This is a genomic window from Belnapia sp. AC561, assembly GCF_979252845.1.
The window spans coordinates 1-24,271 of the sequence record NZ_CEEDBP010000034.1; the positions used below are offsets into that span (position 1 = coordinate 1).

At 71.4% G+C, this 24,271-nt stretch carries 24 protein-coding genes; 8 read left to right on the forward strand and 16 right to left on the reverse strand.

The genetic code is table 11. From position 1 onward, the window contains the following. Nucleotides 1-49: 49 nt before the first annotated feature. From AC0IW9_RS22785 to AC0IW9_RS22810, 6 genes are read right to left on the reverse strand one after another with little or no spacing between them, the layout of a single operon-like run. Nucleotides 50-361: a DUF4387 domain-containing protein gene (locus tag AC0IW9_RS22785; protein ID WP_471650601.1), complete on the reverse strand. Its 312-nt coding sequence runs from the start codon at nucleotides 359-361 to the stop codon at nucleotides 50-52. Beyond that, a complete protein-coding gene (locus AC0IW9_RS22790; protein WP_471650602.1) occupies nucleotides 361-1,728 on the reverse strand; it encodes an acyclic terpene utilization AtuA family protein in 1,368 nt (455 codons plus the stop codon). Before AC0IW9_RS22790 ends, AC0IW9_RS22785 begins: the two co-directional genes overlap by 1 nt. Then, a complete protein-coding gene (locus tag AC0IW9_RS22795; protein ID WP_471650603.1) occupies nucleotides 1,725-2,711 on the reverse strand; it encodes a Bug family tripartite tricarboxylate transporter substrate binding protein in 987 nt (328 codons plus the stop codon). Before AC0IW9_RS22795 ends, AC0IW9_RS22790 begins: the two co-directional genes overlap by 4 nt. Then, entirely contained in the window at nucleotides 2,708-4,063 is a 1,356-nt protein-coding gene (locus AC0IW9_RS22800; protein ID WP_471650604.1) for an LLM class flavin-dependent oxidoreductase, read from the reverse strand. Before AC0IW9_RS22800 ends, AC0IW9_RS22795 begins: the two co-directional genes overlap by 4 nt. Nucleotides 4,064-4,077: 14 nt before the next feature. Next, nucleotides 4,078-5,280 (reverse strand): CaiB/BaiF CoA transferase family protein, encoded by a 1,203-nt coding sequence (locus AC0IW9_RS22805; protein ID WP_471650605.1) that lies wholly within the window; start codon nucleotides 5,278-5,280, stop codon nucleotides 4,078-4,080. Further along, a complete protein-coding gene (locus AC0IW9_RS22810; RefSeq protein ID WP_471650606.1) occupies nucleotides 5,277-6,158 on the reverse strand; it encodes an HpcH/HpaI aldolase/citrate lyase family protein in 882 nt (293 codons plus the stop codon). Before AC0IW9_RS22810 ends, AC0IW9_RS22805 begins: the two co-directional genes overlap by 4 nt. 90 nt (nucleotides 6,159-6,248) lie before the next feature. Here AC0IW9_RS22810 and AC0IW9_RS22815 point away from each other — a divergent pair, with 90 nt between their 5' ends. The 3 genes from AC0IW9_RS22815 (at nucleotide 6,249) to AC0IW9_RS22825 (ending at nucleotide 8,743) form a co-directional block, all read left to right on the forward strand. After that, complete coding sequence (locus tag AC0IW9_RS22815; RefSeq protein ID WP_471650607.1) at nucleotides 6,249-7,148, forward strand: LysR family transcriptional regulator; 900 nt, start codon at nucleotides 6,249-6,251, stop codon at nucleotides 7,146-7,148. Between the two features lie 186 nt (nucleotides 7,149-7,334). Beyond that, nucleotides 7,335-8,288 (forward strand): peptidyl-alpha-hydroxyglycine alpha-amidating lyase family protein, encoded by a 954-nt coding sequence (locus tag AC0IW9_RS22820; RefSeq protein WP_471650608.1) that lies wholly within the window; start codon nucleotides 7,335-7,337, stop codon nucleotides 8,286-8,288. Further along, nucleotides 8,288-8,743: a DUF1499 domain-containing protein gene (locus tag AC0IW9_RS22825; protein ID WP_471650609.1), complete on the forward strand. Its 456-nt coding sequence runs from the start codon at nucleotides 8,288-8,290 to the stop codon at nucleotides 8,741-8,743. Before AC0IW9_RS22820 ends, AC0IW9_RS22825 begins: the two co-directional genes overlap by 1 nt. A gap of 7 nt (nucleotides 8,744-8,750) precedes the next feature. Here the strand turns inward: AC0IW9_RS22825 and AC0IW9_RS22830 are convergent, their stop codons facing one another. Beyond that, nucleotides 8,751-10,373 (reverse strand): ABC-F family ATP-binding cassette domain-containing protein, encoded by a 1,623-nt coding sequence (locus tag AC0IW9_RS22830; protein WP_471650610.1) that lies wholly within the window; start codon nucleotides 10,371-10,373, stop codon nucleotides 8,751-8,753. Between the two features lie 127 nt (nucleotides 10,374-10,500). On the opposite strand from AC0IW9_RS22830, the gene AC0IW9_RS22835 reads away from it, so the two are divergent. Further along, nucleotides 10,501-11,397, forward strand: coding sequence for an alpha/beta hydrolase (locus AC0IW9_RS22835; protein ID WP_471650611.1), 897 nt, complete (start codon nucleotides 10,501-10,503; stop codon nucleotides 11,395-11,397). Here AC0IW9_RS22835 and AC0IW9_RS22840 read toward each other — a convergent pair. Together AC0IW9_RS22840 and AC0IW9_RS22845 are read right to left on the reverse strand one after the other, a co-directional pair. Then, nucleotides 11,394-12,197 (reverse strand): hypothetical protein, encoded by an 804-nt coding sequence (locus tag AC0IW9_RS22840; RefSeq protein WP_471650612.1) that lies wholly within the window; start codon nucleotides 12,195-12,197, stop codon nucleotides 11,394-11,396. The genes AC0IW9_RS22835 and AC0IW9_RS22840 overlap by 4 nt on opposite strands. Continuing rightward, nucleotides 12,194-12,880: a glutathione S-transferase family protein gene (locus AC0IW9_RS22845; RefSeq protein WP_471650613.1), complete on the reverse strand. Its 687-nt coding sequence runs from the start codon at nucleotides 12,878-12,880 to the stop codon at nucleotides 12,194-12,196. The genes AC0IW9_RS22840 and AC0IW9_RS22845 overlap by 4 nt, the downstream gene beginning before the upstream one ends. Before the next feature lie 96 nt (nucleotides 12,881-12,976). On the opposite strand from AC0IW9_RS22845, the gene AC0IW9_RS22850 reads away from it, so the two are divergent. Next, complete coding sequence (locus tag AC0IW9_RS22850; protein ID WP_471650614.1) at nucleotides 12,977-13,747, forward strand: SDR family NAD(P)-dependent oxidoreductase; 771 nt, start codon at nucleotides 12,977-12,979, stop codon at nucleotides 13,745-13,747. A gap of 13 nt (nucleotides 13,748-13,760) precedes the next feature. Continuing rightward, nucleotides 13,761-14,663, forward strand: a complete 903-nt coding sequence (locus tag AC0IW9_RS22855) for an NAD(P)-dependent oxidoreductase (protein WP_471650615.1) — start codon at nucleotides 13,761-13,763, stop codon at nucleotides 14,661-14,663. Here the strand turns inward: AC0IW9_RS22855 and AC0IW9_RS22860 are convergent. From AC0IW9_RS22860 to AC0IW9_RS22870, 3 genes are read right to left on the reverse strand one after another with little or no spacing between them, the layout of a single operon-like run. Further along, nucleotides 14,660-15,565 carry a glycosyltransferase family 9 protein gene (locus tag AC0IW9_RS22860; RefSeq protein WP_471650616.1) on the reverse strand — a complete coding sequence of 302 codons (906 nt, stop codon included), beginning with the start codon at nucleotides 15,563-15,565 and terminating at the stop codon, nucleotides 14,660-14,662. The genes AC0IW9_RS22855 and AC0IW9_RS22860 overlap by 4 nt on opposite strands. Continuing rightward, on the reverse strand, nucleotides 15,562-16,680 hold the full coding sequence (locus AC0IW9_RS22865) for a glycosyltransferase family 4 protein (protein ID WP_471650617.1): 1,119 nt from the start codon (nucleotides 16,678-16,680) through the stop codon (nucleotides 15,562-15,564). Before AC0IW9_RS22865 ends, AC0IW9_RS22860 begins: the two co-directional genes overlap by 4 nt. Continuing rightward, entirely contained in the window at nucleotides 16,677-17,732 is a 1,056-nt protein-coding gene (locus AC0IW9_RS22870) for an Ldh family oxidoreductase (protein ID WP_471650618.1), read from the reverse strand. Before AC0IW9_RS22870 ends, AC0IW9_RS22865 begins: the two co-directional genes overlap by 4 nt. Before the next feature lie 96 nt (nucleotides 17,733-17,828). Between AC0IW9_RS22870 and AC0IW9_RS22875 the strand changes: the two genes are divergently transcribed. Then, the gene (locus tag AC0IW9_RS22875; RefSeq protein ID WP_471650619.1) at nucleotides 17,829-19,052 is read left to right on the forward strand and encodes an alpha/beta fold hydrolase; all 1,224 of its coding nucleotides are present in this window, start codon (nucleotides 17,829-17,831) and stop codon (nucleotides 19,050-19,052) included. On the opposite strand, the gene AC0IW9_RS22880 is transcribed toward AC0IW9_RS22875, so the two are convergent. Both AC0IW9_RS22880 and AC0IW9_RS22885 read right to left on the reverse strand, forming a co-directional pair. Then, nucleotides 19,053-19,811: an SDR family NAD(P)-dependent oxidoreductase gene (locus tag AC0IW9_RS22880; RefSeq protein WP_471650620.1), complete on the reverse strand. Its 759-nt coding sequence runs from the start codon at nucleotides 19,809-19,811 to the stop codon at nucleotides 19,053-19,055. A gap of 13 nt (nucleotides 19,812-19,824) precedes the next feature. Beyond that, nucleotides 19,825-20,328 carry a VOC family protein gene (locus tag AC0IW9_RS22885; RefSeq protein WP_471650621.1) on the reverse strand — a complete coding sequence of 168 codons (504 nt, stop codon included), beginning with the start codon at nucleotides 20,326-20,328 and terminating at the stop codon, nucleotides 19,825-19,827. Between the two features lie 76 nt (nucleotides 20,329-20,404). On the opposite strand from AC0IW9_RS22885, the gene AC0IW9_RS22890 reads away from it, so the two are divergent. Next, nucleotides 20,405-21,157, forward strand: a complete 753-nt coding sequence (locus tag AC0IW9_RS22890) for an SDR family NAD(P)-dependent oxidoreductase (RefSeq protein ID WP_471650622.1) — start codon at nucleotides 20,405-20,407, stop codon at nucleotides 21,155-21,157. A 39-nt stretch (nucleotides 21,158-21,196) separates the two neighbouring features. Here the strand turns inward: AC0IW9_RS22890 and AC0IW9_RS22895 are convergent, their stop codons facing one another. Continuing rightward, nucleotides 21,197-22,477 carry a phospholipase D-like domain-containing protein gene (locus AC0IW9_RS22895; RefSeq protein ID WP_471650623.1) on the reverse strand — a complete coding sequence of 427 codons (1,281 nt, stop codon included), beginning with the start codon at nucleotides 22,475-22,477 and terminating at the stop codon, nucleotides 21,197-21,199. 30 nt (nucleotides 22,478-22,507) lie between these two features. Then, nucleotides 22,508-24,172, reverse strand: coding sequence for a glucans biosynthesis glucosyltransferase MdoH (gene mdoH, locus AC0IW9_RS22900; RefSeq protein ID WP_471650624.1), 1,665 nt, complete (start codon nucleotides 24,170-24,172; stop codon nucleotides 22,508-22,510). Between the last annotated feature and the right edge of the window lie 99 nt (nucleotides 24,173-24,271).

A 24,271-nucleotide genomic window follows, 5' to 3' on the forward strand; every position in this document is an offset into this window, starting at 1 on the left:
GCCGGCAGGCCCCGCCCCCGCGGGACCCGCCGGCCGCCCCCTTTCGCCGCTAGAGCGGGATGTCCACGTCGAGCAGCGGTGCATGCTGCTGCGCCCCGTAGACATCGGTGTCGCCGAAGTCCCCCGCCGGCACCAGCCGCGGCAGCGTCGCCTTGAAGGCCGAGGCGGTGTCATAAGGCGTGAACAGCACGTCCGATTCCGCCACGCTGTACAGCCGGGCGAACAGCGCGGCGCTCAGCACGCCGGTCGCCTTGACCCGGCGGTAGACCGCCGGGTCCTCGAACAGCACGTCGATGGTCACCATGAAGGGGCCGGCGTTCTTGCTCTTGCAGACCTGGGCGATGTCGCGGATCAAAGCCATCAGCCGACCCTCTCGTATTCGATGGGGAACATCTCGTAGGGGTCGTCCGGCGCGACCACGTGGAAGATGCTGAAGCGGTACAGCTCGCCGAGCGGAATGTCGGAGGGCGAGAAGGGAAAGGCCATGTTGCCCTCCTTGCAGAGCCGCCCGGGGAAGTCGGCATGCAGCAGGCTGGTGCGCGCCATGGCCAGCACCGCATTGGCGATGTCCTGGCTCTCGGCCAGCACCTCCAGGATGAAGCCCAGCTCGTGGGAGGTGGTGGTCTTCACCGGCTCCCACCCCGCCATGACCGCATCCCGCCCGATGGTGCGGACGGACATGCGGTAGCTGTCGGCCGGCACCCCGAAGGCCGCCGCCTTGGCCGCCACCTTGGCCCGGTGGGTTGCCAGGTAATCCGCGATCTGGCCGATCAGCACCGGGTCGCGCGTGGCGCAGATGCTGATGGCGCGATAGCCCGCCAGCTCCACCCCTTCCAGCTTCACCGTATAGGTCTCGGCCGGCGTCCAGGTCATGCCGGCGACCTTCACGGCACGGTCGGTCACCGCGACGAAGGTCACGTCGCTGGTATCCAGCAGCCCACCCGGCTCGACATGGTGGGTCGGGCTGGAATTCTCGTGCAGCGCGAAATTCGCCACCGACAGCGGCGTGCAGCGGCGGATCGGGTTGGGCGGCTCGCAGATGATGTGGTCGTCGAAGATCGTCACCAGCAGGCAGTCCGGCTCCTTCGGCGTGGTCGGCTCGGCGCCGCATTCCAGCATCTTGCCCGCGTACCAGCTCGGTGCCGGCGCCATCCCGGCGCGGATCGCGGGCGCGGCCCATTGCGCCGGGTCGCTGCTGCGCCCGGCCAGGATCACCTGCGCGCCGCCGTCGAGCGCCCGAGCGATCGGCTCCGGTCCCATCATGCCGACGATGCGCGTCGCGCGGTCGATGGTCGCCGCATCGAGCGGCGCCAGCTTGGCCAGCGGCCTGGTGCGGCCGATGCGCCGGGTCAGCGTGGGCTTGTCCTGCTCCGCATGGATCAGCGCCATCTTGAACGACAGCTTCTCCTCGCGCGCGATCTCCCGCACCAACGCCGCGGTATCCTGCAGATGCGGCTCGCCGCCGGCGCCGCCGGAGGTGCCGATGATGCAGGGGATCTTCGCCGCGACGGCCGCCTGCAGCATCAGCTTCAGGTCGCGCTTGACCGACAGCCGCGAGCAGAAGGAGGTACCGGAGCCGAGGTAGTGCGGACCGGGATCGGTGCTGCCGCCGTCGCAGCCGATGACCTGCGGGTTGCGCGCCATCCCGATGCGCAGCGATTCCTCGGCATAGCCGTAACCGAGGATGCCGCTCGTCGAGAGCATGGTATAGCCGGATGCGTTGCTCATTGCTTCGGCAACAGCCCCTCGCGGGCCGCCTTCGCCCAACGGGCCTCGTCGTCGCGCAGCACCGCGGCCAGCGCCTCCAGATCCATCGGGGCGGGGTCGACCGCCATGCTGTTGTAGCGCGCCTGCATCGCCGGCGTGGCGCTCAGCTCGGAGCAGGCTCGGTTCAGCGTCGCCGCGATGTCCTGTGGCACCTTGGCCGGGCCGAACAGCCCGGTCCAGCCGATGAACAGGCTGTCCGGCAGGCCGCATTCCACCAGGGTCGGGCTGTCCGGCAGGAAGGCGGAGCGCTGCGGCGAGGTCACCGCGATGACCTTCACCTTGCCGCCCGGCAGCAGCGGCATCGCCGTCGCCGTGCTGCCCCAGGCGAGCTTGAGATGCCCGCCCGTCAGGTCGCCGAGATAGGCGCCGCTGCCGCGATAGGGCACCTCGGTCAGGTCGATCCCCGCGGTCTTGGCGAATTGGTTGGCGGCATAGGAGGATTGCGCATCCGAGGTCGCCTGCGCCAGCTCGCCCGGCGGCCGGGTCTTGGCATAGGCGATCAGGCTGGGGACGTCCTTGAAGGGCGCATCGACATTGGCCATCAGCACCAGCGGATAGCGGGCCAGCAACGCGATCGGCGTGAAGTCGTTGGTCGGGTCGAAGGGCAGGTTCGGCACGATCTGCCGGTTCATCACATGCGTGCTGGTGACGGCGACGAAGGTATAGCCATCCGGCGCGCTGCGGGCCACCGCCTCACTGCCGACGATGCCGTTGGCGCCCGCCCGGTTCTCCACCACGAAGCTCTGGCCGAAGCGGCCGGTGAGGGCTTCCGCCATCGCCCGCGCGGTCAGGTCGGTGCCGCCGCCGGGTGCATAGGCGACGACGAAACGCACCGGCCGGTTCGGCCAGTTGCCCTGCGCCCGGACGACGGCGGGCGCCGCGAGCAGCCCCCCCGCCACCGTTGCCGCCGCCGCGGCCAATCCGCGCCTGCTCCAACCGGTCATCGTGCGTTCCTCCAATTGCCGTGCTTGGGCTTTTCCAGCCCCAGGTTCTCGCGCAGCGTGTCGCCGGCGTAGTCGCCGTGATAGAGCCCGCGGCGCTGCATCTCCGGCACCACCATGCGGACGAAATCCTCGAAGGATCCCGGGTTCTGCGAGGCCACCAGCACGAAGCCGTCGCAGGCGCGGCCCTCGAACCAGACTTCCATCTGGTCCACGACTTCCTTCGGCGTGCCGGTGAAGTTCGGGAATTCCCGCGTCGTGCCGCGGCCGGAGAAGGTGACGAAATCCCGCACCGTCGGATTGGCCTTGCCGCTGAGCGAGACGATCCGGTCCTTGAATCCGCCCCAGGACAGGCCGGCCAGTTCCGCATCGGTGAAGGGCTCGTCCATCGGCTTCGAGGCGAAGTCGAAGTTCAGCGCCTCCGACAGCAGCACCACGCCGTCCTCGGCAGTCGCCAGCGCCTCGGTGTAGCGACGCTTCTCCTCCGCCGCGGCGGAGGTCTCGGCGACGTTCACGTAGCAGGCCGGCGCCACCGTCACGCTGTCCGGGTCGCGGCCGGCTTCCTTCACCGCCGCCTTCAGGTCGGCATACTGCTTCTTGCCGGCGGCGAGGTTCGGGTAGACCACGAAGATCAGCTCCCCCCAGCGCCCGGCGAAGCGGCGGCCGCGGCCGGACTGGCCGGCCTGGATCAGCACCGGGTGGCCCTGCGGGCTGCGCGGCACCGGCAGCGGGCCATGGCTGCGGAAGAACTTGCCCTCGTACTTCACCGGGCGGACCTTGCTCGCGTCGGCGAAGCGGCCGGTCGCCTTGTCCAGCAGGATGGCGTCGTCATCCCAGCTGTCCCAGTGGCCCATGACCGCTTCCATGAACTCGTCGGCGCGGTCGTAGCGGAGGTCGTGCTCGAGGTGCTCGGTGCGACCGAAATTCGCCGCCTCGCTGTCATTCAAGGAGGTCACGACATTCCAGGCGGCCCGCCCGCGCGACATCAGGTCGAGCGTCCCGAACAGCCGCGCCACATGGAAAGGTTCGTAGTAGGTGGTGGAATAGGTGCCGCCGAGGCCGAGCTTCGAGGTCACCTGCGACATCACCGCGAGGATGGTCGCCGGGTCCATCTTCACCACGCGGATGCCGTTCTCCACCGCCGCAACATGGTCGCGCCCGTAGATGTCCGGCATCGCCAGCCGGTCGTCGAAGAAGGCCAGGTGGAACTTGCCCTCCTCCAGCACCCGGGCGACGCGGGTGAAGTAGTCCGGCGTCAGGAAATCCGTGGCCGCGGCGGGATGCCGCCAGGACCCCGGGGCGATGGAGCAGTTCTGCGCCTGCAGGAAGCCCACCATCTTGATCGTACGTTGCATGGCTCAGCTCCCGTTCAGATGGCGCCGCTGCGGCGCAGCGCGTCGATGTCCTCGGCCAACAGGCCGAGCCAGTCATTCAGGATCGTCTGCGTATCGGCGCCGCGCGCCCGGCCGGCATGGCGGAAACTCGCCGGCGTCGCGGTCAGCCGCGGCACCGCGGCCGGCAGCGCCAGCTCCCCGGCGCGCTCATCGACCACGCGCAGGATGTTCTCCCGCGCGGCGAAATGCGCATCCTCGAAGATGTCGGCGATGCTGTTGATCGGCCCCCAGGGGACGTCGGCGGCATCGCAGGCGACGCCTAGCTCCTCCATCGTCATGCCCGCTGCCCAGTCTGCGACCAGCCCGTTGCACTCGGACCGCCGGGCGATGCGCTGCGCCGTGGTCTGCATCTGGTCGGCATTGGTCAGCTCCGGCTTGCCCATGGCGCCGGCCAGCCGTGCGAAAATCTTGTCGCTGGTGCAGGCGATGGCGACCCAGCGGCCCTCGCTGGTCTGCCAATGGCCATGCGGCACCACCGTCGGCACGTCGGCGCCCATGCGTTCCCGCACGAAGCCGGTCCTGGCATAGGCCGGCGCGATCTCGTCCAGCAGCCGGAACACGGATTCATACAAGCCGATATCCACGTCCTGGCCGATGCCCGTCCGCTCCGCGACGCGCAGCGACATCAGTACGCCGACCGCACCCCAGATGCCCGAGAGGTAGTCGGCCAGCGAGGTCGAGCCCGGCACCACCGGCTTGCCGTCCGGCTCCCCCGCAAGGTAGCTCAGCCCACCGAAGCCATGCGCCACGCGGGCGAAGCCCGGCAGCCCGCGCTTCGGCCCGGTCTGGCCATAGGCGGAGACCCGGAGCACCACCAGCTTCGGGTTGATCTCGCGCAGCAGGTCCGGGCCGAGGCCCCATTTCTCCAGGGTGCCGGGGCGGAAATTCTCCAGCAGCACGTCGGATTGGGCGATCAGCTTGCGGAACACCGACGCCCCCTCGGGGTGCCGCAAATCCAGCGTCATGCACTGCTTGTTCCGTGCTTCGCTCAGCCAAGCGAGCGTATCGCCGCATTCGGTCTTGGTGCCGAAGGCGCGCATCGGGTCGCCGAGCTTCGGATGCTCGATCTTCAGCACCGTCGCACCGAAATCGGCGAGGATGGTGCCGGCGAAGGGGGCGGCGAGGAAGGTGGCGATATCCAGCACCTTCACCCCCGCCATCGGTTGTGGCTTGGTCATGCCGTCTCTCCTGCGTGCCGTAGAATGTCGCGCGCCATCAGCGCATGGACCGCGTCCACCATCATGCCGTCCTCGCTGGCTGCGCCGGCGCCGGCGGCTTCCGCCCGCGCCAGCACCGCCAAAACCTTCCGGGCCCACTCGACCCGCGCCGCATCCGGCGAGAAGACCGCGTTGATCGGCGCGATCTGGTCCGGGTGGATCGCCCACTTGCCGTCGTAGCCCAGGGCGCGCGAGCGGATCGCCGAGGCCCGCAAGCCCACCTCATCGCGGAAATTCGCATAGACCGCATCGATCGGCCGCACGCCGGCGGCGCGGCAGGCATTGGCGATGCGCGCCAGGGCGTAGTGCCACTGGTCGTTGGCGGCGCCATCCAGGGCGTAGTCCGGGTTGGGCAGGCCGACTGCCATATCCGGCGTCCGCATCTCCCGCATGTAGTCGCCGAGGCCGAAGATCACCGTCTCCAGCCGCGGATGCGCCGCGGCGATCTCCTCCACCCGGCCGACGCCCCTCGCGGTTTCGACCAGGGCGGCGATGCCGATCGGCCTTCCGCCGCCACGCGCCTGCTCCACCCCGTCCAGCAGCGTTGCCAGGAAGCGGATGTCGAAGGCCTCGCTCGACTTCGGCAGCACGATGCGATCCAGCCGCGGGCAGGCCGTTGCCACCTCGACGATGTCACGATGGCACCAGGGCGTGCCGAGCCCGTTGACCCGGACCGACATGATCCGCCCGCCCCAGTCCACGTCCCGCAGCGCGGCGATCGCAGCCGCCCGCGCCTCGTCCTTGCGGTCCGGCGCCACGCCATCCTCGAGGTCGAGGACGATCGCATCCGCGGCACTCGCCGCCGCCTTGGCGAAGAACTTGCCCGAGGTCGCCGGCACCGACAGCTCGCTCCGCTGCGGCAATCGTGCCCGGGCTTCGACACCATATGCCTCGACGCTCCCCTGCTCCGGTGTCACCCTGCGCCCTCCATGTCCGTCAATCTCAAGCTGCTGAACGCCTTCCTGCTGGTCGCCGAGCACCGCAGCTTCCGCCGCGCGGCGGAGCTGTCGCGCCGCAGCCAATCCGCGCTCAGCCTGCAGGTGCGGGAGCTGGAGGCGCAGCTCGGCGCCTCGCTGTTCCACCGCACTACCCGCGCCGTGAGCCTGACGCGGGAAGGCGAGGCGCTGCTGCCGCATGCCCGCCGCGCCCAGTCCGAACTAGATGCCGGGCTGCGCCGGGTCCGTGCCGCGGCGGCGATGGAAGGCGGCCGGGTCGCGCTCGGCTGCGCCCCGCATATCGCCATCGTCGCGCTGCCCGCGGTGGTCGCCGCCTTCCGCCGCGCCCATCCGGATGTCGCCATCAGCATCCGCGAGGCGCTGCAGGCCGAGGTACTGGAGGCGGTGCGCCGGCAGGACCTCGATTTCGGCATCGGGCCGCGGCCGGCGAATGCGCCGAGCCTGACCTTCGCCCCGCTGCGGGAGGAAGCGATCCTCGCCCTGGCCCCGCCGCGCCTCGCCCCGCGCGGGGCGCGATCGATCGGGCTCGCCGCGCTCGGCGCCCTGCCGCTGATCGTCACCGCCGGCACCAACAGCCTGCGCGCGATGATCGAGGAGGCGGCCGCCAGCATCGGCGTCTCCTTCGAGATCCGCTGCGAGGTGCAGATGCCCGGCACCGCCCTGGCGCTGGCCGCGGCCGGCGTCGGCGTCGCCATCATCCCGGAATTGTCGCTGCCCCGTGGCCGGCTCGCCGGCCTCAAGCTGTTGCAGATCACCGATCCGCCGCTGATGCGGGAGGTCGGCATCGTCCAGTTGCGCGGCAACCGCCCCTCGCCGGCGGCCGCGGCCTTCCTGGCGTTGCTGGAGGCGCAGCTCTCGGCCAGGCCTGGTTGATCGGACATCGCGCTCCCACCCCGCGCCTTGGAACCGGCGCTTCGGAGCCATCGAAGCGCCTGCGGCCGCCCGACCACAAGCGAGTTTCGGCAACCGATTGATCGCATTTTCCGATCACCGCCCGGCGGCTCGACAGCGGGGCGAAACCGTTCCAGCCTTGGCCCCGGCAGATTGGGGAAAAGCGCCATGGCGGATGCACTGGGCAGCGGCGACTACCGCTACGAACCGGTCCCCGGCTGGGGCACCCTGCCGGAGGGTTGGCAGCTGCGCGATGTCGGCGCCGTCGCGGTCGATAGCCAGGACCGCGTCTATGTCTTCAACCGCGGCGAGCACCCGATGGTGGTCTTCGACCGCGACGGGAAATTCCTGACCTCATGGGGCGAAGGCCTGTTCGGCCGGGCGCATGGCCTGCACATGGGGCCCGACGACACGCTTTGGTGCACCGACGACGGCGACCATACCGTCCGCCGCTGCACGCTGGATGGCCGCGTGCTGATGACGCTGGGCATCCCCAACCGGCCGTCGAAATACATGGGCGGGATGCCCTTCAACCGCTGCACCCATACCGCGCTCTCGCCGGAGGGCGATATCTACGTCTCCGACGGCTACGGCAATGCCCAGGTCCACAAGTTTTCCGCCGAGGGCAAGTACCTGTTTTCCTGGGGAGGCTCCGGCACCGAGCCTGGCCAGTTCAACCTGCCGCACAACATCGCCTGTGATGCCGACGGCTGGGTCTATGTCGCGGACCGCGAGAGCCACCGGGTGCAGATCTTCAACGGCAACGGCCGCTACGAGACGCAGTGGAACAACCTGCACCGCCCCTGCTCGATCTTCCTCGGCAAGGGGAAGTGCCCCGTCTGCTACGTCGGCGAGCTCGGCCCGGCGCTGCCGGTGAACATCAAGGCGCCCAACCTCGGGCCGCGCATCAGCGTGCTCTCGCATGAGGGGAAGCTGCTGTCGCGCTTCGGCGAACTGGGCGAGGGCGCCGGGCAGTTCCTTTCGCCGCATGGCCTCGCGGTGGACAGCCACGGCGACATCTACGTCGGTGAGGTCGTCTATACCGCCTGGCCGCGCTACCACGGCGGTGCAGCACCTCCCGACCACCTCCGCAGCATCCAGAAGCTACGACGCGTCCAGTGATGCGCCGCCGCGCCCTGGCCCTGCTGCTGCTATTGCCGGGCTGCCTGGGCGAGACCATTCCCACCCCGCCGCCCGGCGCGCTGGACCAGGCCGGGCCCAGCGGCCCGCATACCGCCATCGCCGCCCCGGCCAGCCGCGTCCCGGCGCCGGACCTCACCACCCGGCGGTATCCGCTGCCGGCAGCGCGGCTGTTCACCGCCATCACCGCCGTCGCCGCGACCGAACCCCGCACCGAGCCGCTGACCACCTATCCGGCACAGCTGGAAGCCAGCTTCGTGGCCCGCAGCCGCATCCTCGGCTTTCCCGACGTCATCCTGTTGCGCGTCACGCCGCAGGGGGAGGCCGCCAGCGAGCTGACGCTGCATTCCTCCAGCCTCTACGGCTATTCCGACCTCGGGGTGAACCGCCGCCGGCTGGAACATTGGCTGGCGCGGCTGGAGACGGTTCTTCCCTAGGAGGCTGTCAGCTCCGCAGCCCCGGCGCCTCCTGCCCGGTCCGCGCCACGTATTCGGTATAGCCGCCGCCATACTGGTGGATGCCCTCCGGCGTCAGCTCCAGCACCCGGTTCGACAGCGCCGCCAGGAAGTGCCGGTCGTGCGAGACGAAGAGCATCGTGCCCTCGTACTGCGCCAGCGCGGCGATCAGCATCTCCTTCGTCGCCATGTCGAGGTGGTTGGTCGGCTCGTCCAGCACCAGGAAATTCGGCGGGTCGTAGAGCATCTTCGCCATCACCAGCCGGGCCTTCTCGCCGCCCGAGAGCACGCGGCAGCGCTTGCCCACCTCGTCGCCGGAAAAGCCGAAGCAGCCGGCCAGGGCGCGGAGCGAACCCTGCCCCGCCTGGGGAAAGGACGCCTCCAGCGCCTGGAACACCGTCAGGTCGCCATCCAGCAATTCCATGGCGTGCTGGGCGAAATAGCCCAGCTTCACGCTGCCGCCGAGCGCCACGCTGCCCGCATCGGGTTCGGTCGAGCCGGTCACCAGCTTCAGCAGGGTGGACTTGCCGGCACCGTTCACGCCGAGCACCGCGCAGCGCTCCCGCCGCCGCACCAGCAGGTCGAGGCCCTCATAGATCACCCGGCTGCCGTAGCGCTTGTGCACGCCCTTCAGGTTCACCACGTCGTCGCCCGAGCGCGGCGCCGGCTGGAACTCGAAGCTCACGGTCTGCCGCCGCTTCGGCGGCTCCACCCGCTCGATCTTGTCCAGCTTCTTCACCCGGCTCTGCACCTGCGCCGCGTGGGAGGCCCGCGCCTTGAAGCGCTCGATGAACTTGATCTCCTTGGCGAGCATCGCCTGTTGGCGCTCGAACTGCGCCTGCTGGTGCTTCTCGCTCAGCGCCCGCTGCTGCTCGTAGAATTCGTAGTCGCCGGAATAGCCGGTCAGGCTGCCGCCATCGATCTCGACGATGCGGTTGACGATGCGGTTCATGAACTCGCGGTCGTGCGAGGTCATCAGCAGCGCGCCGTCGTAGCCGCGCAGGAAATTCTCCAGCCAGATGAGGCTCTCGAGGTCGAGGTGGTTGCTCGGCTCATCGAGCAGCATGACATCGGGGCGCATCAGCAGGATGCGGGCCAGCGCCACGCGCATCTTCCAGCCGCCCGAGAGCGCGCCGACATCGCCCTCCATCATCTCCTGGCTGAAGCTGAGCCCGGCCAGCACCTCGCGCGCGCGGCCGTCCAGCTCATAGCCGCCGAGCTGCTCGAAGCGCGCCTGGACCTCGCCGAAGCGCTCGATGATCGCCTCGAGGTCGTCGGCCTGCTCCGGGTCGGCCATGGCGGCCTCCAGCGCCGCCAGCTCCGCCGCGACGGTGCTCACGTCGCCGGCGCCGTCCATCACCTCGGCGACGGCGCTGCGGCCCGACATCTCCCCCACGTCCTGGCTGAAGAAGCCGATGGTCACGCCGCGGTCCACCAGGACCTGGCCCTCGTCCGGCTGCTCGTCGCCGGTGATCATCCGGAACAGGGTGGACTTGCCGGCGCCGTTAGGGCCGACCAGCCCGGTCTTCTCCCCCCGCTGGAGCGCCGCCGAGGCCTCGATGAAGAGGATCTGCTGGCCATTCTGCTTGCTGATGGAATCGAGGCGGATCATGGGGTCCCGGGTCTTGGGGCAGTTGCGCGGGGCTTATGGCATGGCCCGGCGCAAAGGGCATGCCTGCCCTGCTGCATCCGCCGGGACCACCCCGGCGTAGTACCCGGGGCATGGGGGATGGTGATCGATGCGCTTGCGACGAATGCTGACGGCGCTGCTGGTCGCGGTCGGCCTCGGCGGCTGCTCAGGCGCCGATGTGCTGAACGCCCTCGCCTCGGGCCGCGGCGTCGCCGCCACCCCGGACATCGCCTATGCGGATGGCCCCGGCCGACGCCTCGACCTCTACACGCCCGCCACCCCCGCCCCCGGCGCCCCGGTGGTGGTCTTCTTCCATGGCGGCGGCTGGGAAACGGGTGCCCCCGCCGACTACCGCTTCCTCGGCACCGCCCTCGCCCGGCACGGCATCACCGCCGTCATCGCCGGCTACCGGCTGTATCCCGCGGTCCGCTACCCCGGCTTCCTCGAGGATGCGGCACTCGCCACCCGCTGGGCGCGGGACCACGTGGCCGGCGGCGGCCGGGTCTTCGTCATGGGGCATTCGGCCGGCGCCTATATCGCCGCCATGCTGGCGCTGGACAGCCGCTGGCTCGGCGCCGTGGGGATGCAGCCGGGGCGCGACCTGGCCGGCTTCGTCGGCCTCTCCGGCCCCTACGACTTCCTGCCGCTCGAGAGCGAGACCTTGAAAACCATCTTCGGGCCGGAGGACCAGCGGCCGGATACCCAACCGATCCGCCACCTCGGCCCCGGCGCGCCGCCGATGTTCCTCGCCACCGGCTGCGCCGATACCACGGTGCTGCCGGCGAATACGGCGCGGCTGGCGGCGGCGCAGCGGGCGGCGGGCGGGATCGTGGTGGAGCGCAGCTACCCCCTGCTCGGCCGCCCGCTGGTGCATGAGCTGACCATCGGCGCCTTCGCCGGGGTGCTCGGCTTCGTCGCCCCGGTGCGGGAGGATGTGCTGGCCTTCCTGGCCGACCCCGCCGCGCCGCCGCCCCCGCCGCAGCCCTGTCCGGCCGCGACCGGCTAGGCCGGCATCGCCCCCCGCAGGGTGCCGCAGAGCACCACCATGCGGGCGATCGCATCGCCGCTGAAACGGTCGATCGCCGCCCGCACCGCCGGCCGCTGCGCCGCCGGCAGGGGCACGGCCGCCGCCGGGTGCAGCCCCGCCGCCCGCGATTGCGCCAGCGCCAGCACCTCGGCGATCGTTGCCGGCAGCCCCTCCAGCGGCGCCAGCAGCGTCCAGGCCAGGGCCAGGTAGGGCGGCCAATGCGCCAGGGTGCGGTACATGCTGGCCAGGATCGGCTCCGGCCCGGCGCCGAGGCCGTTCAGCCGCAGCACCAGCGCCGCGGTCTCCGGCGCCATCGCCTCCAGCCGCAGCAGCGGCGGGAGTGGGATCGCGGCCTCCGGCGGCACCGCCGGGCCAGCCGGCAGCGGGTTGCCGATGCCGCCATCCAGGGCCTGTTGCAGCACCGCCAGCGCCACCAGCGCCATCGGATTGGTCCGCTCATAGGCATCCAGCACGGCGGTGATCCGCGCCTGTGCGGCCGCATCCAGCCCGGCCGCCGCCAGCACCTCCGGCGGCAGCACCGGCACCGGCGGCAGCCGCCGCGCCGCCCGGACCGCCGCCGCCTCCCGCGCGATGCGGCCATCGACATACAGCGGCCGCACCGTCCCCCAGGCCCAGGGCAGTGCCCCGGGGAAGGTTGCGAGGTGCCGCCAGATCAGGTTCACCACGCCGACGCCATAGACCGCGCGGATATCGGCGAAGATCGCCGCCGTCTCCCCGGTCGCCTCGGCCTCGGCGACGGCGGCGACCGGGTCGCTCATGCCCCGAAGCTGGGCGCGCTGCGGGCGAGGCCGCCGAACAGGTCCAGCATCCGCTCCCGCCACGCATGCACCGGATCGCCGGCTTCCAGCAGCGGCAGCGGGCTGACGCTGCGCGGCCACATCAGCGTGCCGAAGGCGGCGTAGTCGCCGTAGTCCGGCGCCGCCCCGCCGAGGAAGGCCTGGCCCCGCAGCACCATCCGCAGCGGATGCAGCAGCGCGCGGAATTCCGGCAGCTTCGCCTCCCGCCCCGCCGTCACCGCGGCCAGCGGCATGCCGAAGCGCTTCTCCCGGCTCTCGATGAAATAGGCGGATTCCGGTCCCAGCAGCGGCGGGATGTCGGAGACGATGAGCTTCGCCAGCGCCGGCATCAGTACCGCGTCGCACCAGGCCACGGTGAAGCGCTGGCTCTCGGGCGGTCCCTGGAACAGAGGCGGGGCCTCCGGATAGGCCTGGTCGAGGTAGAGGGCGATGGCCCAGCTATCGGTCACCGTGCGGTCGCCATCGACCAGCACCGGCACCTTGTCATAATCGGCGAAGGCCAGCGCCGCGGTATCGGTGAAGCGCCAGGGCACCACCTCGGCATCCAGCCCCTTGTGCGCCAGCGCCATCCGGCTGCGCCAGCAATAGGGGCTGAAGCGCCGCGCCGGATCGGTACCACAGAGCTCGTACAGCTTGCGCGCCATGGTTCTTTCTCCCTCGATGCCGGCGGACGATACCGGTGCCCTTGGCCAGCGCAAGCGCCTCCCCCATAGTCCCGGAAAAGGGGAAGGAAACGCGCCATGGCAAACCCGCAGGCCGGCAGGCTCGCCGGCAAGGTCGCCTTCATCACCGGCGCCGGCACCGGCATCGGCCGCGCCACCGCCGAGCTTTTCGCCCAGGAGGGCGCCCGCGTCGTCATCGCCGAGATCGACGCACCCAGCGGCGAGGAGACCGCGCATCGCATCACGACGGCCGGCGGCGATTCCATCGCCATCCCGACCGACGTGCGCGAGGCCGACAGCCTCCAGGCCGCCATCCGCCAGGCCGTTTCGCATTACGGCCGGCTCGACGTACTGCACAACAATGCCGGCGGCTCCACCCTGCAGGACTCCGACGTGGTGAATGCGCCGATCGAGGAATTCTGGCGCGCCATCACCCTCGACCTCTTCGGCACCTTTCTCGGCTGCCGCTTCGGCATCCCCGAACTGATCCGCTCCGGCGGCGGCGCCGTCATCAACATGGCCTCGGTCGTGGCGCTGATGGGCTTCCCCGGGCGGGATTGCTACACCGCGGCCAAGGGCGGCATCGCCGCGCTGACCCGCTCGCTGGCGGTGGAGTACGCGCCGCAGAAGGTGCGGGTGAATGCCATCGCCCCCTGCGTGACCCTGACGGACCGCGTCAACGGGCTGCTCGCCGGCAACGAGGGCGTCCGCAAGGTCGCCGAGGCGCATCTGCTCGGCCTCGGCCAGCCGATGGATATGGCGCAGGCGGCGCTCTACCTCGCCTCCGACGAGAGCCGGATCATCACCGGCCATATCCTGCCGGTCGACAGCGGCATCGTCACCGCCTGAACAGGAGCCTCCCATGGCCAATACCACGCATATCGGCTTCATCGGCCTCGGCCAGATGGGCGCGCCCATGGCCGAACGGCTGCTCGCCGAGGACGTGACGCTGCATGTCCATGACCCGCGGCCTGAGGCGATGGCGCCCTTCGTCGCACGCGGCGCCATCGCCTGCGCCAGCCCGCGCGCGGTCGCCGATGCGGCGGAGGTCATCTTCGCCTGCCTGCCCAACGGCAAGGTCAGCCAGGCCGTCGCTTCCGGCGCCGACGGGATCATCGGCGGCGGCGCGGTGCGCCTTTACGCGGAGATGTCGACCATCGGCAAATCCACCGTTGCCAGCATCGCCGCGACGCTCGCCGAGCGCGGCATCGCCATGGTCGATGCGCCGATCAGCGGCGGTCCCGCCGGTGCCCGGGCCGGGTCGCTGGCCATGCTCGCCGCCGGCGCGCCGGCCGCGGTCGAGGCGCTGCGGCCCTGGCTGCTGCGGATCGGCCGCCGCGTCTTCGTCCTCGGCGAGCAGCCCGGCCAGGCACAGGTGATGAAGCTGGTGAACAACCTGGTCTTCGCCGCCAACATGGTCTCGACGCTGGAGGGCCTCTCGCTCGGCGCCAAGGCCGGGCTGGATGCCGATACCATGCTGGCAATGCTAAATGCCGGCACCGGCCGCAGCATGGTCAGCGAGCATATCATGCCCGAGGTGCTGTCCCGCCGCTTCGCCTTCGGCGCCACCATCGCCGTGGTGGACAAGGACGTCTCGCTTGGCCTGGCCGAGGCGGCGTCGCTCGACGTGCCGATGTGGGGGTTGGAACAGGCGGCCCGGGTCTGGCGCTTCGCCGCCAGCCAGGGCGCCGGGGCGGAGGATATCTCCGAGCTCGCGCGGGTGATGGAGGGATGGGCCGGCGCCGAGATCCGCGGCGCGGGCTAGGCCGCGACCAGCGCCGCCAGCGCCGCCCGCACATCCGCCACGTCCAGCGCCGCCAGCGGTGCGTGGCGCAGCACCGCGACGGCCCGGCCGCGCGGCGCGCAGAGCGCCGGGTCGCTGTCGTCGCCGAACAGCGCCAGGGTCGGGCAGCCGGCGGCGGCGATCAGATGCGTCGGCCCGGTGTCGTTGCCGATGGCGAAGGCCGCCCGCCGCGCCACCGCGCCCAGTTGCACCAAGCTGGTCCGCCCGGTCAGGTCGAGGCTGCCCGGTATCGCCGCGGCCAGGGCTGCCTCCGCCTTGCCCCCCACCACCGCCACCGGCAGGCCGAGCCCGGTGGCCAGCGCCGCAAACCCCTCCACCGGCCAGCGCTTGCCCGGCCGCCCCGGCGAGGCGCCCGGCACCAGCAGGGCGAAGCGCGCCGGCAATCCGAGCCCGCCGATGTCGTCGTCCAGCCAATCCAATGCCGGGGCCGGGAAATCGGTGATCCCGGCGATCTCCAGCTGTTCCCGCTGCCGCTCCACCGTATGCAGCAGATCCCGCCCCGGATTGGCATGTGGATGGCTGGCCCCGGGCGCGATGCCGGACCACTCCACCCTGCCGGGCAGGAAATTGCGATAGCGCGAGGAGCGCGCCGAGGTCTGCAGGTCATAGACCCGGGCAAATCCCGCGCCGCGCAGCCGCCGCACCATCCGCCAGACCGCGCCGAGGCGGACCCAGGCCGGCCGCCCATCCTCCCAGACCGCGTCGAACCAGGGGCTGCGCCGGGCCAGCGGCGCATAGGGCGGCGTGGTCAGCAGGGTGATATGCGCGCCCGGATGATGCGCCCAGATGGCCGCGAAGGGCCCGAAGGCCTGCACGAAATCGCCGAGGGCGGCGAGCTTGATGACGAGAATACGTTCGGTCACGCCAATTCCCGATAGACCGCCAAGGTCGCGTCCTGCATCGCCCGCGTGGAGTAGCACGCCAGCACATGCGCCCGCGCCGCGGCGCCGATCGCATCGCGGCCCGCCGTCGGCATCGCCAGCACCCGCCTCAGCGCCGCGGCCAGCGCCGCCGCATCGTCCGGCGGCACCCGCCAGCCGGTCACGCCCTCCGCCACCGTCTCGCGCGGCCCGCCGAGATCGGCCGCGACCACCGCCCGGCCCATCGCCTGGGCCTCGATCACCGTCCGCCCGAAGGCCTCGGCATCGGTCGAGGCATGCACCACCACATCCGCCAGCAGCAGCGCCGAGGCCATGTCGTCCACATGGCCGACCAACCGCAGGCGATCTGCCACGCCCAGCGCCGCGGCCCGCGCCGTCAGCTCCGCCCGGAAGGCCGAGCCGCCGTCGCCCACCAGCACCGCGATGGCATCCCCGCCCAGCTTCGCCAGCGCCTCGACCAGCACCAGCTGGCCCTTCCACCGCGTCAGCCGGCCCGGCAGCATCACCACCGGCCGGCCCTCCGGCAGATGCCATTCCTCGCGCAGCGCCGCCAACGTCTCCGCCGGGACCAGCGCCGGGTCGAAGCGGCGCGGATCGACGCCGCGCGGGATGATGCGGATGCGCGCGGGATCGGTGCCATGCGCCGCCCGCAGATGCGCGGCGATGAACTCGCTGATGGCGATCACCCGCTCCCCCCGCGCCATGACCGAGTTGTACCAGCGCTTGCCGGGCAAGCCCGCGTTGTAGGTGCCATGATACGTGGTGACGAAATGCGCCCCGGTCCGCCGCGCCGCCAGCAGTGCCGACCAGGCCGGTGCCCGCGACCGCGCATGGATGATCGAGACCTTCTCCGCCGCCACCAGCTTCGCCAGCGCGCCGGCGTTGCGCCAGATGCCGAGCGGCGACTTCGCCTTCAGCGGCAAGGTCACGTGCTTCGCCCCCAGCCGTTCCAGCCGCCCCACCAGCGGCCCACCGGCCGAGGCCACCAGCGCCCGCCCCCCGGCGCCAAGGATCGCCTCGGCGATCTCCAGGGTCCCCCGCTCGACCCCGCCCGAGACCAGGGCGGGCAGCACCTGCAACACCGTCGGGAAACTCATGCCGGCAGGGGCACCGGCGCGGCGATCCCGGCCGCCTCGGCGCGCGCCGCCAGCATCGGCGGGATGGAGGGATGCAGCGACACGCCCTCGGCCAGGGCCGCGCTGCGCCGCTGCCAGGCGCGCTCGCCCGGCAGCCGCGGCGCCGGGCCGCCCTTGACCGCCGGGTTCGTGTGCACCGCCTCGGCCATCCAGCCGCTTTCGCGGAGAAACCCTTCGGTGCCGCCGAAGCGCGCCGGGTCGACCACCAGCACCAGGACGTTGGCGCCCCAGCCGGTGGGACTCTCCGCCCGCCCCTGGCCGGAAAGGCCGGAGGTCAGCGCCTCCACCAGCAGCCCCAGGCCGAAGCCCTTGTGCCCCGCCGCCATGCCGCCGAGCGGCAGCAGGGTGCCGGCCGGGTCGGTGAAGAAGGCATTGGGATCAGGCGTCGGCGCGCCATCGGCATCCAGCAACGCGTCGAAGGGGAATTGCGTCCCCTCGCCCCGGCGCCGCGCCGTCATCCCGTTGGTGGTGATGGACATCGAGACGTCGATCATCACCGGCCCGCCCGGGCTCGGCCAGCCGGCGGCCAGCGGGTTCGGGGTGATCACCCGCCGCGTGCCGCCCCAGGGCGCGACCGAGGCCGTCGCCGGGTCCGAGGACCAGACCTGCATCACCTGCCCACGTTCCACCACCCGCGGCAGATAGGCGGCCAGGCAGCCGATATGATGGCAGCGCCGGATCGAGACCGCCGCCAGGCCGAAGGTTGCCGCCCGGGCCGAGGCCAGGTCCCCCGCCTGCCGCACCAGCCAGGGCCCCGGCAGCTTGCGGCCATCCCAGGTCTCGACCACCGGCGTGCCGGATAGCACCTCCGGCTCTCCCTGCCCCAGCATGTCGCCGCTGGCCAGGCCGTCGAGGTAGGGCGGCAGCAGCGCCAGCCCATGGGTGTCGTGGCCCATCAGGTCGCCCTCGACCAGCACCTCGGCCACGGTGGCGGCCTTGGACGGCTCCATCCCCCCGGCTTCGAAGAGGGCGGCGGCGAAGCCGGTCAAGGCGGCAGCGGCGTAGCGGGTCATGCGGGCCTCGGCGAGGGTGGGGGCCGTTCGTCGTCCGCGCCCCGGGTTTCGTCAAGCCGGGGCGCGTGTAGGATCGCCCCGGGGGAGTGCGACGGCATGATCGACGAGGCTTTTGCGGCCCGCTGGCAACAGGCGGCGGCGGAGGATGCGGTGCTGGCCCGCTGGTGCCGCGGCGCCGCGGCGCGCTGCCTGATCCGGTTGGGCGACCACGCCCTGGCCTTCACCCTCGGTGCCGGCGGCCCGGAATTCAGCCTCTCGGCCCCCATGGCGGTCTGGGACAAGGTGCTGCAACCCATCCCGCCGCGGCACCACCACGCGATCTTCGCGCTGCGGATGCGGGTGCCCGAATTCCACATCGGCGGCGACGAACTCGCCTTCATCCAGCACTGCCGCCCGGCCCGCCGCCTGCTGGAGATCGGCCGCTGGACCCGCGCCGGGAATGCCGGCCCCGTCCCCGCCACCCTGCGCCCCACCCTGGCCGAACCCGCGCCCGCCGCGATCACCGGCCGCTACCTGCCCGTCCGGGCCGATGGCATCGACTGGCGGATCCATGCCGAGACCGCCGGCAGCGGCCGCGACCTGCTCTGCTTGCATACCGCCGGCGCCGATGGCCGCCAGTTCCACCGGCTGATGGCCGACCCGCGCCTCGCCCGGGACTGGCGGCTGACCGCCTTCGACCTGCCCTGGCACGGCAAGTCCCCGCCGCCGCCCGGCGCGCAACCCGGCGACTGGCGGCTGACGACGGACCGCTATGTCGCGCTCATCATGGGCGTCATCCGCGCCGCCGGGCTGCACCGGCCGGTGGTGCTCGGCGCCTCCATGTCCGGCGAGATCTGCCTGGAGCTGGCGCTGCGCCACCCGGAAGCCTTCGCCGGCATCATCGCCTGCGAAGCCTCCGCCCATATCGAGGGCCGCAAGGTGGGCTGGGCCGAGCACCGCGAGGTCGACCAGATGGTCTTCACCCCCGAATGGATCGAGGGGCTAATGGCCCCGCAAAGCCCGGCCGCCTGTGCCACCGACGTCTGGTGGCACTACAGCCAGGGCGGCCATGCCACCTTCGCCCGCGACATCGATTTCTACAGCGGCGAATGGGACGCGCGCGACCGCGTCCACCGCATCGATACGCGCCGCTGCCCGCTGTTCATGCTCACCGGCGAATACGACTATTCCTGCACCGCCGAGCATTCCGCGGCGACGGCCGCGCTCATCCCCGGCGCGCGCTTCGCCATGATACCGGGGATCGGCCACTTCCCCTTCGCCGAGAACCCGCCGCTGTTCGCCCAGCACCTGCTGCCGGTGCTGGACGAACTCCGCGGCTGATCAGAGGCCGAGGCGGCGGCGGAAAGCCTCGTCGCGCATGGAGGCATCCTCGCCCTGCAGGTCGTCGCTCGCCTTGGTGCAGAGATACAGCAGCCCGCTGACCGCATGCGCCACCGGCGAAAGCTCGGCGCGGGGGATCTTGCTGATGACGTTCATCCCCGAAGCGCGGATCTTCACCTGCATCTCGGTATCGATGGTGCCGGGGGAGAAGCCGAAGATGCGGATGCCCTTGCCCGCCGTCTCCAGCGCGATCGCCTTGGTCAGCATCGCCAGCCCCGCCTTGCCCGAGCAATAGGCGCTCCAGCCCTCGAGCGGCCGGTAGGCGGCGCCGGAGGAGATGTTCACCATCGTCCCGCCGCCGCCCGCCAGCAGCCCCGGCAGCACCGCCCGCACCACGTTGTAGGCGCCCACCAGGTTGATGGTGATGTTGCGCGCCCAATCCGCCGGGTCGGAGACGGCGATCTCGGCGATCGGGTCGATGACGCCCGCGTTGTTGATGAGGATATGGAGGCCACCCAGCTTCGAACGGGTCGCCGCCACCACCGCTTCGACCGCGCCATAGTCCGACACATCGCAGGCCAACGCCTCCGCCTGGCCGCCGGCCGCGACGATATCCGCCGCCACGGCGCCGATCGCCGCCGCGTCCCGCGCCACCAGCATCACCGCCACGCCCTCGGCCGCCAGTGCCCGGGCGATGCCCTCGCCCAGGCCGCGTCCGCCGCCGGTGACCAGCGCCACCTTTCCCGTCAATTCCGCCATCGTCGTTTCCCCCTTATTGCCCCGGCGGTGCCGGGTACCAGTAATCCGGCTCCGGCCGCTGCCAGCCCGGTTCGGAATACCGCACCTCGATCGTCGTGGTCAGGCTGCCCTCGGTCTCGTAATAGGCGAATTGGCTGCCGAGGTAATTCCCCTCCATCACCGGCGGCCAGCCGCGCGCGGTGAACTCGGCCGTGGTCTCGGCCAGGGACCGGTCGCCGTAGTCCACCATCACGTGGTGGATGCCCTCGCCGTGGTCGCGCAGGAATTCCTGGTAGATCGAGGGGCCCTCCAGCGGCTGGATCAGCTCCCACATCATGTCGCGGGTCCAGGCCAGCGCCAGCTTCATGCTGTAGGGCGTCTCGACCCCGCGGATCCGCATCCCCGTCAGCTTCGGCGGCGCATAGGTATAGACCCGCCAGGGCCCGACCCCGAGCTTGTTGGCATATTGATCCAGCGCCCGGTCCATGTCGCGGACCACGATCCCGACCTGGGTGATATTCTGCACCAGCGGCGCCATCGCCTTGCTCCCCTTCGGCAGCCTCTTGAAGCCGGGCCGCCCGGATGGTCTACCACCCCCATAGCGGGAGGCGAATATGGCAGGCGTTCTGGATGGCAAGGTCGCGCTGGTGACCGGCGCGGGGAAGAACATCGGCCGCGCGATCGCGCTGCAACTGGCGAAGGACGGCGCCACGGTGGTGGTCAACGGCCGCGCCGACCTGGCGGCGATCCAGGCGGTGGTCGCCGAGATCAACGCCATGGGCGGCCAGGCCCTGGCGCAGCAGGCCGACGTCTCGGACGAGGCCGCGGTCGCCCGGATGATGGCGGCGATCGAATCCAGCCTCGGCGGCGTCGACATCGCCGTGCTGAACGCCGGGCTGCGCCGGCAGACGCCCTTCCTGCAGATGGAACTGGCGGAGTGGAAGGAGATCCTCTCGGTCGCCCTCGACGGCGCCTTCATCCTCTCCCGCGCGGTGGCGCCGCAGATGATCCGGCGCGGCGGCGGCGCCATCGTCGGCCTCTCCGGCATCTCGACCCACGTCGGCACGCCGAACCGGGTGCATGTCTCGGCCTCGAAGTCGGGGCTGGAAGGGCTGATGCGGGCGCTGGCGGTGGAACTCGCCCCGCATGGCATCCGCTGCAACAGCGTCTCCCCCGGCAGCATCGATACCCAGCGCGGCGCCTCCGCCGGCGCCATGCCGGGCACGCTGGCGGAACGCGGAATCCCGCTGCAGCGCAAGGGCGCGGTCGAGGAGATCGCCGCCGTGGTGCGGATGCTGGTCGGGCCGGAGGGCGGCTACGTCACCGGCCAGACCATCCACGTGAACGGCGGCGCCTTCCTGACCTGACCCCTCCGTCGTGGCCGGGCCAGACCCGGCCATCGCGACCTAAAGCAGATCCTCCACGATCCGGGAGGAGATCTCGCGCAGCCGCGGCCCGATGCCGCGCTGCCGCCAGGTGGCGAGGTCGATCGGCCGGCCGCGGTCGAATTCCCGCATGAGGATCTTCTCGAGCGCCTGGGCGGTATCCCGCCCCAGCACGATCGCATCCACCTCGTTGTTCCAGGCGACGCTGCGGCGGTCGAGGTTGGAGGAGCCGATGGCCGACCAGACGCCATCCACCACGCAGACCTTGCCATGCAGCACGCCGTCGCCGATCTCGTGGATCTCGATGCCGTCGTCCAGCATGTCGTCGTAGGCCGCGTGCTGCACGTCCAGCGCCGGCTGGCTGTCGCTGATATGCGGCAGCAGCAGCCGTACCTTCACCCCCCGCCGCGCCGCCGCGCGCAGGGCCCGCCGCTGCTGCCAAGTCGGCACGAAGTAGCCGGTGCAGAGCCAGAGGCTTTGCCGCGCGGCGGAGATCGCGGTGAGCAGGGTGACGTAGTAGCGCGGATGCTTCTCCCCTGGTGCGCTGCCCAGCACCCGGATGCGGGCCGGCCCCGGCGAAGCCAGGGCGGGAAACCAGTTGCGCGCCGGCAGCGCCGCGCCGCCTTCCTTGGCCCAGGTCTCCATGAACAGCTTCTGCATGGCGCCGACCGTCGGCCCCTCGATGCGGATGGAGGTATCATGCCAGCAGGCGGCCTCGGTATCGGCCTCCGGCGCGCCGGTGCCGCAGGGATTCTCGTAGACGTGGTCGAGGTTGATCCCGCCCATGATGCCGATGCGGCCATCGACGATCAGCAGCTTGCGATGGTCGCGGTCATTCGGCAGCCAGCCGGTCCGCGCCGCCGTCGGGTCCAGCGGATGGAATTCCAGCGTCTTCGCCCCCGCTGCCCGCAGCGCCGCGAAATCGCTGCCGAGCGAGCCGTAGCCGTCATGGATGATGGTGACCGCCACGCCCTGGGCCAGCTTCAGCAGCAGCAGCCCGAATAGCGAAGGCCCCTCGGTGCCGGGGATGCGGACATCCTGCAGGATATAGAATTCGAGGTTCACATGGTCGGTCGCCCCGGCGATGGCGCGGAAGGCGGCCTCGAACATCGCCACCCCGCCGTCGAGCACCTCGGCCTTGTTGCCCGCCAGCAGCGGCGCGCCGTCCAGCTGCTCGACCAGCAGCGCATGGCGTTCCATCGGGTCCGCCGGACCATCCGGCACGACGGGGATCTGGGCGCAGGCGGCCAGGGCCGGGAGGCCGGCCAGCACGGCCCGCCGGGTGGTTTTGGGCTGGATCATTCCACCCCAACGTGGCGCCGCGGCTTCGTTTCATATCAGCAATGCGCGAGCATCCAATTCTTCCGGCGTCGCCGCCACGCCCCGCCGCCGCAACCAACCGGAAAAGCCCGGCGCGGCGGTGACGACGCAGAGCGGCACCGCCAGCAGCAGCCCCCCCGCCCAGGGCAGCAGCCACCAGAAGGCCTGCGGCGCCGCCAGGAAAGCCGCCACCCCGAAGGCGGTATGCGGCCACAGCAACCGCCACGCATCCGCCCAGCCGACGCCGCGGTCCGCCCGGTTCTGTGGCGCCCAGCCCGGCTTCAGCCCGAAGGGCAGCGCCGCCAGGAAGATCGCCTTGTTGACGATGCTGACCGGGTCCAGCAGCGTGGTGAAGGCCAGCTCCGCCGCCGCCCCGCGCAGGAAGGCCCGCCGCCCGCCGTAGCGCGCCGCCAGCGCGGGCTTCAGCAACACCTCCGCATAGCCGACCAGCTTCGGCGCATGCAGCATCGCCCAGGTCGCCGCCATCAGCAGCGCCAGCGCAGCGGAGGGCGCAGCATCGCCACCCCCGCTCGCCGCATTCAGCATGGCGAAACCCAGCACCCCCACCCAGAGCGGCGCGCCGAGGAACAGCAGGATCGCCTGCGCCAGCTGCCAACGCCCCATCCAGGTCATCCCCGGCAGGCGGAACAGCGCGAAATACTGCATGTTGCCGGCGGCCCAGCGCAGGTCGCGCGCCATGAATTCCGGCAGGGCGGGCGGGTTGCCCTCCATGCTGCCGGCCTCCTCCGGCAGGCAGCAGACCTTCCAGCCGGCGGCATGCAGCCGCACCGCCTCCACCTGGTCATGACTCAGGATGGGGCTGCCATCGGGCAGCGCCTCCAGCCGGCAGTGGCGGCGGAAGGGCTCAATGCGGATGATGGCATTGTGCCCCCAATAGGGGCCCTCGCCGCCCTGCCACCAGGCCTGGCCGGTCGCCCAGCTCCGCATCCCCGCCCGCATGCCGAACTGGAACAGCCGCGGGAAGGCCGCCGTCGCCGGCCGGCCGACGATCAGCTGCTGCAGGATCGCCAGCTTCGGGTCCGCCTCCATGCAGGCAGCCAGCCGCAGCACGGCGGCGGCCGTCATCTCGCTGTCGGCGTCGAGGCAGAGCATCAGCGCCGCCTCCCCCGCGTGATGGTCGAGGAAGTCCATGACATTGCCGGCCTTGAAGCCGGTATTCACCGTCCGCCGGCGGTAGCGCACCCCCGGCCAGTCCTGCCGGAAGGCCGCGATCGCCGCCTCCTCCGCCGCTGCCAGCGCCGGGTCCTGGGTATCCGAGAGGAACCACAGGGTGAAGCGCGCCCCCTGCCCCGCCTCGGCCAGCCCGGCCAGCAGCCGGGCCAGCGGCGGCAGCACGTCGGCCATGTCCTCGTTGCGGATGCAGACGGCGATCGCCACCGGCTGCATCCCTGCCGGCCCCCGCCCGCCAGGCCGCAACCGCCGTAGCACCGGCAGCACCGCGGCCGTGGGATGGCTCGCCCCCAACAGGATCGCCCCGCCCACCAGCGCATTGGCGGCGCAGAGCGCGGTCCAGGGCGCGGTGCCGGCGAAGCAGGCCAGCAGCAGCACCTCCCAGATCGTCCAGCCGCCCGGCGCCAGCACCCGCCAGGCCAGCCAGAGCAGCAACAACGTCAGCGAAAGGCCCAGCAGGGCAAAGGCGAGGCGGCGCAGGAGCATCCCGCGACCTTATGCCGGCAGCGTGACCAAATTGGGATGCGTCGGGAATAGCCTGCCGATCCGCGGCCTTGCCGGTCCGGCCGGGCCAGGCCGCGGGCA

Coding starts and splice junctions, on each gene's coding strand:
- AC0IW9_RS22785 (WP_471650601.1), bottom strand. CDS start 361: ATGGCTTTGATCCGCGACATCGCCCAGGTCTGCAAGAGCAAGAACGCC.
- AC0IW9_RS22790 (WP_471650602.1), bottom strand. CDS start 1,728: ATGAGCAACGCATCCGGCTATACCATGCTCTCGACGAGCGGCATCCTC.
- AC0IW9_RS22795 (WP_471650603.1), bottom strand. CDS start 2,711: ATGACCGGTTGGAGCAGGCGCGGATTGGCCGCGGCGGCGGCAACGGTG.
- AC0IW9_RS22800 (WP_471650604.1), bottom strand. CDS start 4,063: ATGCAACGTACGATCAAGATGGTGGGCTTCCTGCAGGCGCAGAACTGC.
- AC0IW9_RS22805 (WP_471650605.1), bottom strand. CDS start 5,280: ATGACCAAGCCACAACCGATGGCGGGGGTGAAGGTGCTGGATATCGCC.
- AC0IW9_RS22815 (WP_471650607.1), top strand. CDS start 6,249: ATGTCCGTCAATCTCAAGCTGCTGAACGCCTTCCTGCTGGTCGCCGAG.
- AC0IW9_RS22820 (WP_471650608.1), top strand. CDS start 7,335: ATGGCGGATGCACTGGGCAGCGGCGACTACCGCTACGAACCGGTCCCC.
- AC0IW9_RS22825 (WP_471650609.1), top strand. CDS start 8,288: ATGCGCCGCCGCGCCCTGGCCCTGCTGCTGCTATTGCCGGGCTGCCTG.
- AC0IW9_RS22830 (WP_471650610.1), bottom strand. CDS start 10,373: ATGATCCGCCTCGATTCCATCAGCAAGCAGAATGGCCAGCAGATCCTC.
- AC0IW9_RS22835 (WP_471650611.1), top strand. CDS start 10,501: ATGCGCTTGCGACGAATGCTGACGGCGCTGCTGGTCGCGGTCGGCCTC.
- AC0IW9_RS22840 (WP_471650612.1), bottom strand. CDS start 12,197: ATGAGCGACCCGGTCGCCGCCGTCGCCGAGGCCGAGGCGACCGGGGAG.
- AC0IW9_RS22845 (WP_471650613.1), bottom strand. CDS start 12,880: ATGGCGCGCAAGCTGTACGAGCTCTGTGGTACCGATCCGGCGCGGCGC.
- AC0IW9_RS22850 (WP_471650614.1), top strand. CDS start 12,977: ATGGCAAACCCGCAGGCCGGCAGGCTCGCCGGCAAGGTCGCCTTCATC.
- AC0IW9_RS22855 (WP_471650615.1), top strand. CDS start 13,761: ATGGCCAATACCACGCATATCGGCTTCATCGGCCTCGGCCAGATGGGC.
- AC0IW9_RS22865 (WP_471650617.1), bottom strand. CDS start 16,680: ATGAGTTTCCCGACGGTGTTGCAGGTGCTGCCCGCCCTGGTCTCGGGC.
- AC0IW9_RS22870 (WP_471650618.1), bottom strand. CDS start 17,732: ATGACCCGCTACGCCGCTGCCGCCTTGACCGGCTTCGCCGCCGCCCTC.
- AC0IW9_RS22875 (WP_471650619.1), top strand. CDS start 17,829: ATGATCGACGAGGCTTTTGCGGCCCGCTGGCAACAGGCGGCGGCGGAG.
- AC0IW9_RS22880 (WP_471650620.1), bottom strand. CDS start 19,811: ATGGCGGAATTGACGGGAAAGGTGGCGCTGGTCACCGGCGGCGGACGC.
- AC0IW9_RS22885 (WP_471650621.1), bottom strand. CDS start 20,328: ATGGCGCCGCTGGTGCAGAATATCACCCAGGTCGGGATCGTGGTCCGC.
- AC0IW9_RS22890 (WP_471650622.1), top strand. CDS start 20,405: ATGGCAGGCGTTCTGGATGGCAAGGTCGCGCTGGTGACCGGCGCGGGG.
- AC0IW9_RS22895 (WP_471650623.1), bottom strand. CDS start 22,477: ATGATCCAGCCCAAAACCACCCGGCGGGCCGTGCTGGCCGGCCTCCCG.
- mdoH (WP_471650624.1), bottom strand. CDS start 24,172: ATGCTCCTGCGCCGCCTCGCCTTTGCCCTGCTGGGCCTTTCGCTGACG.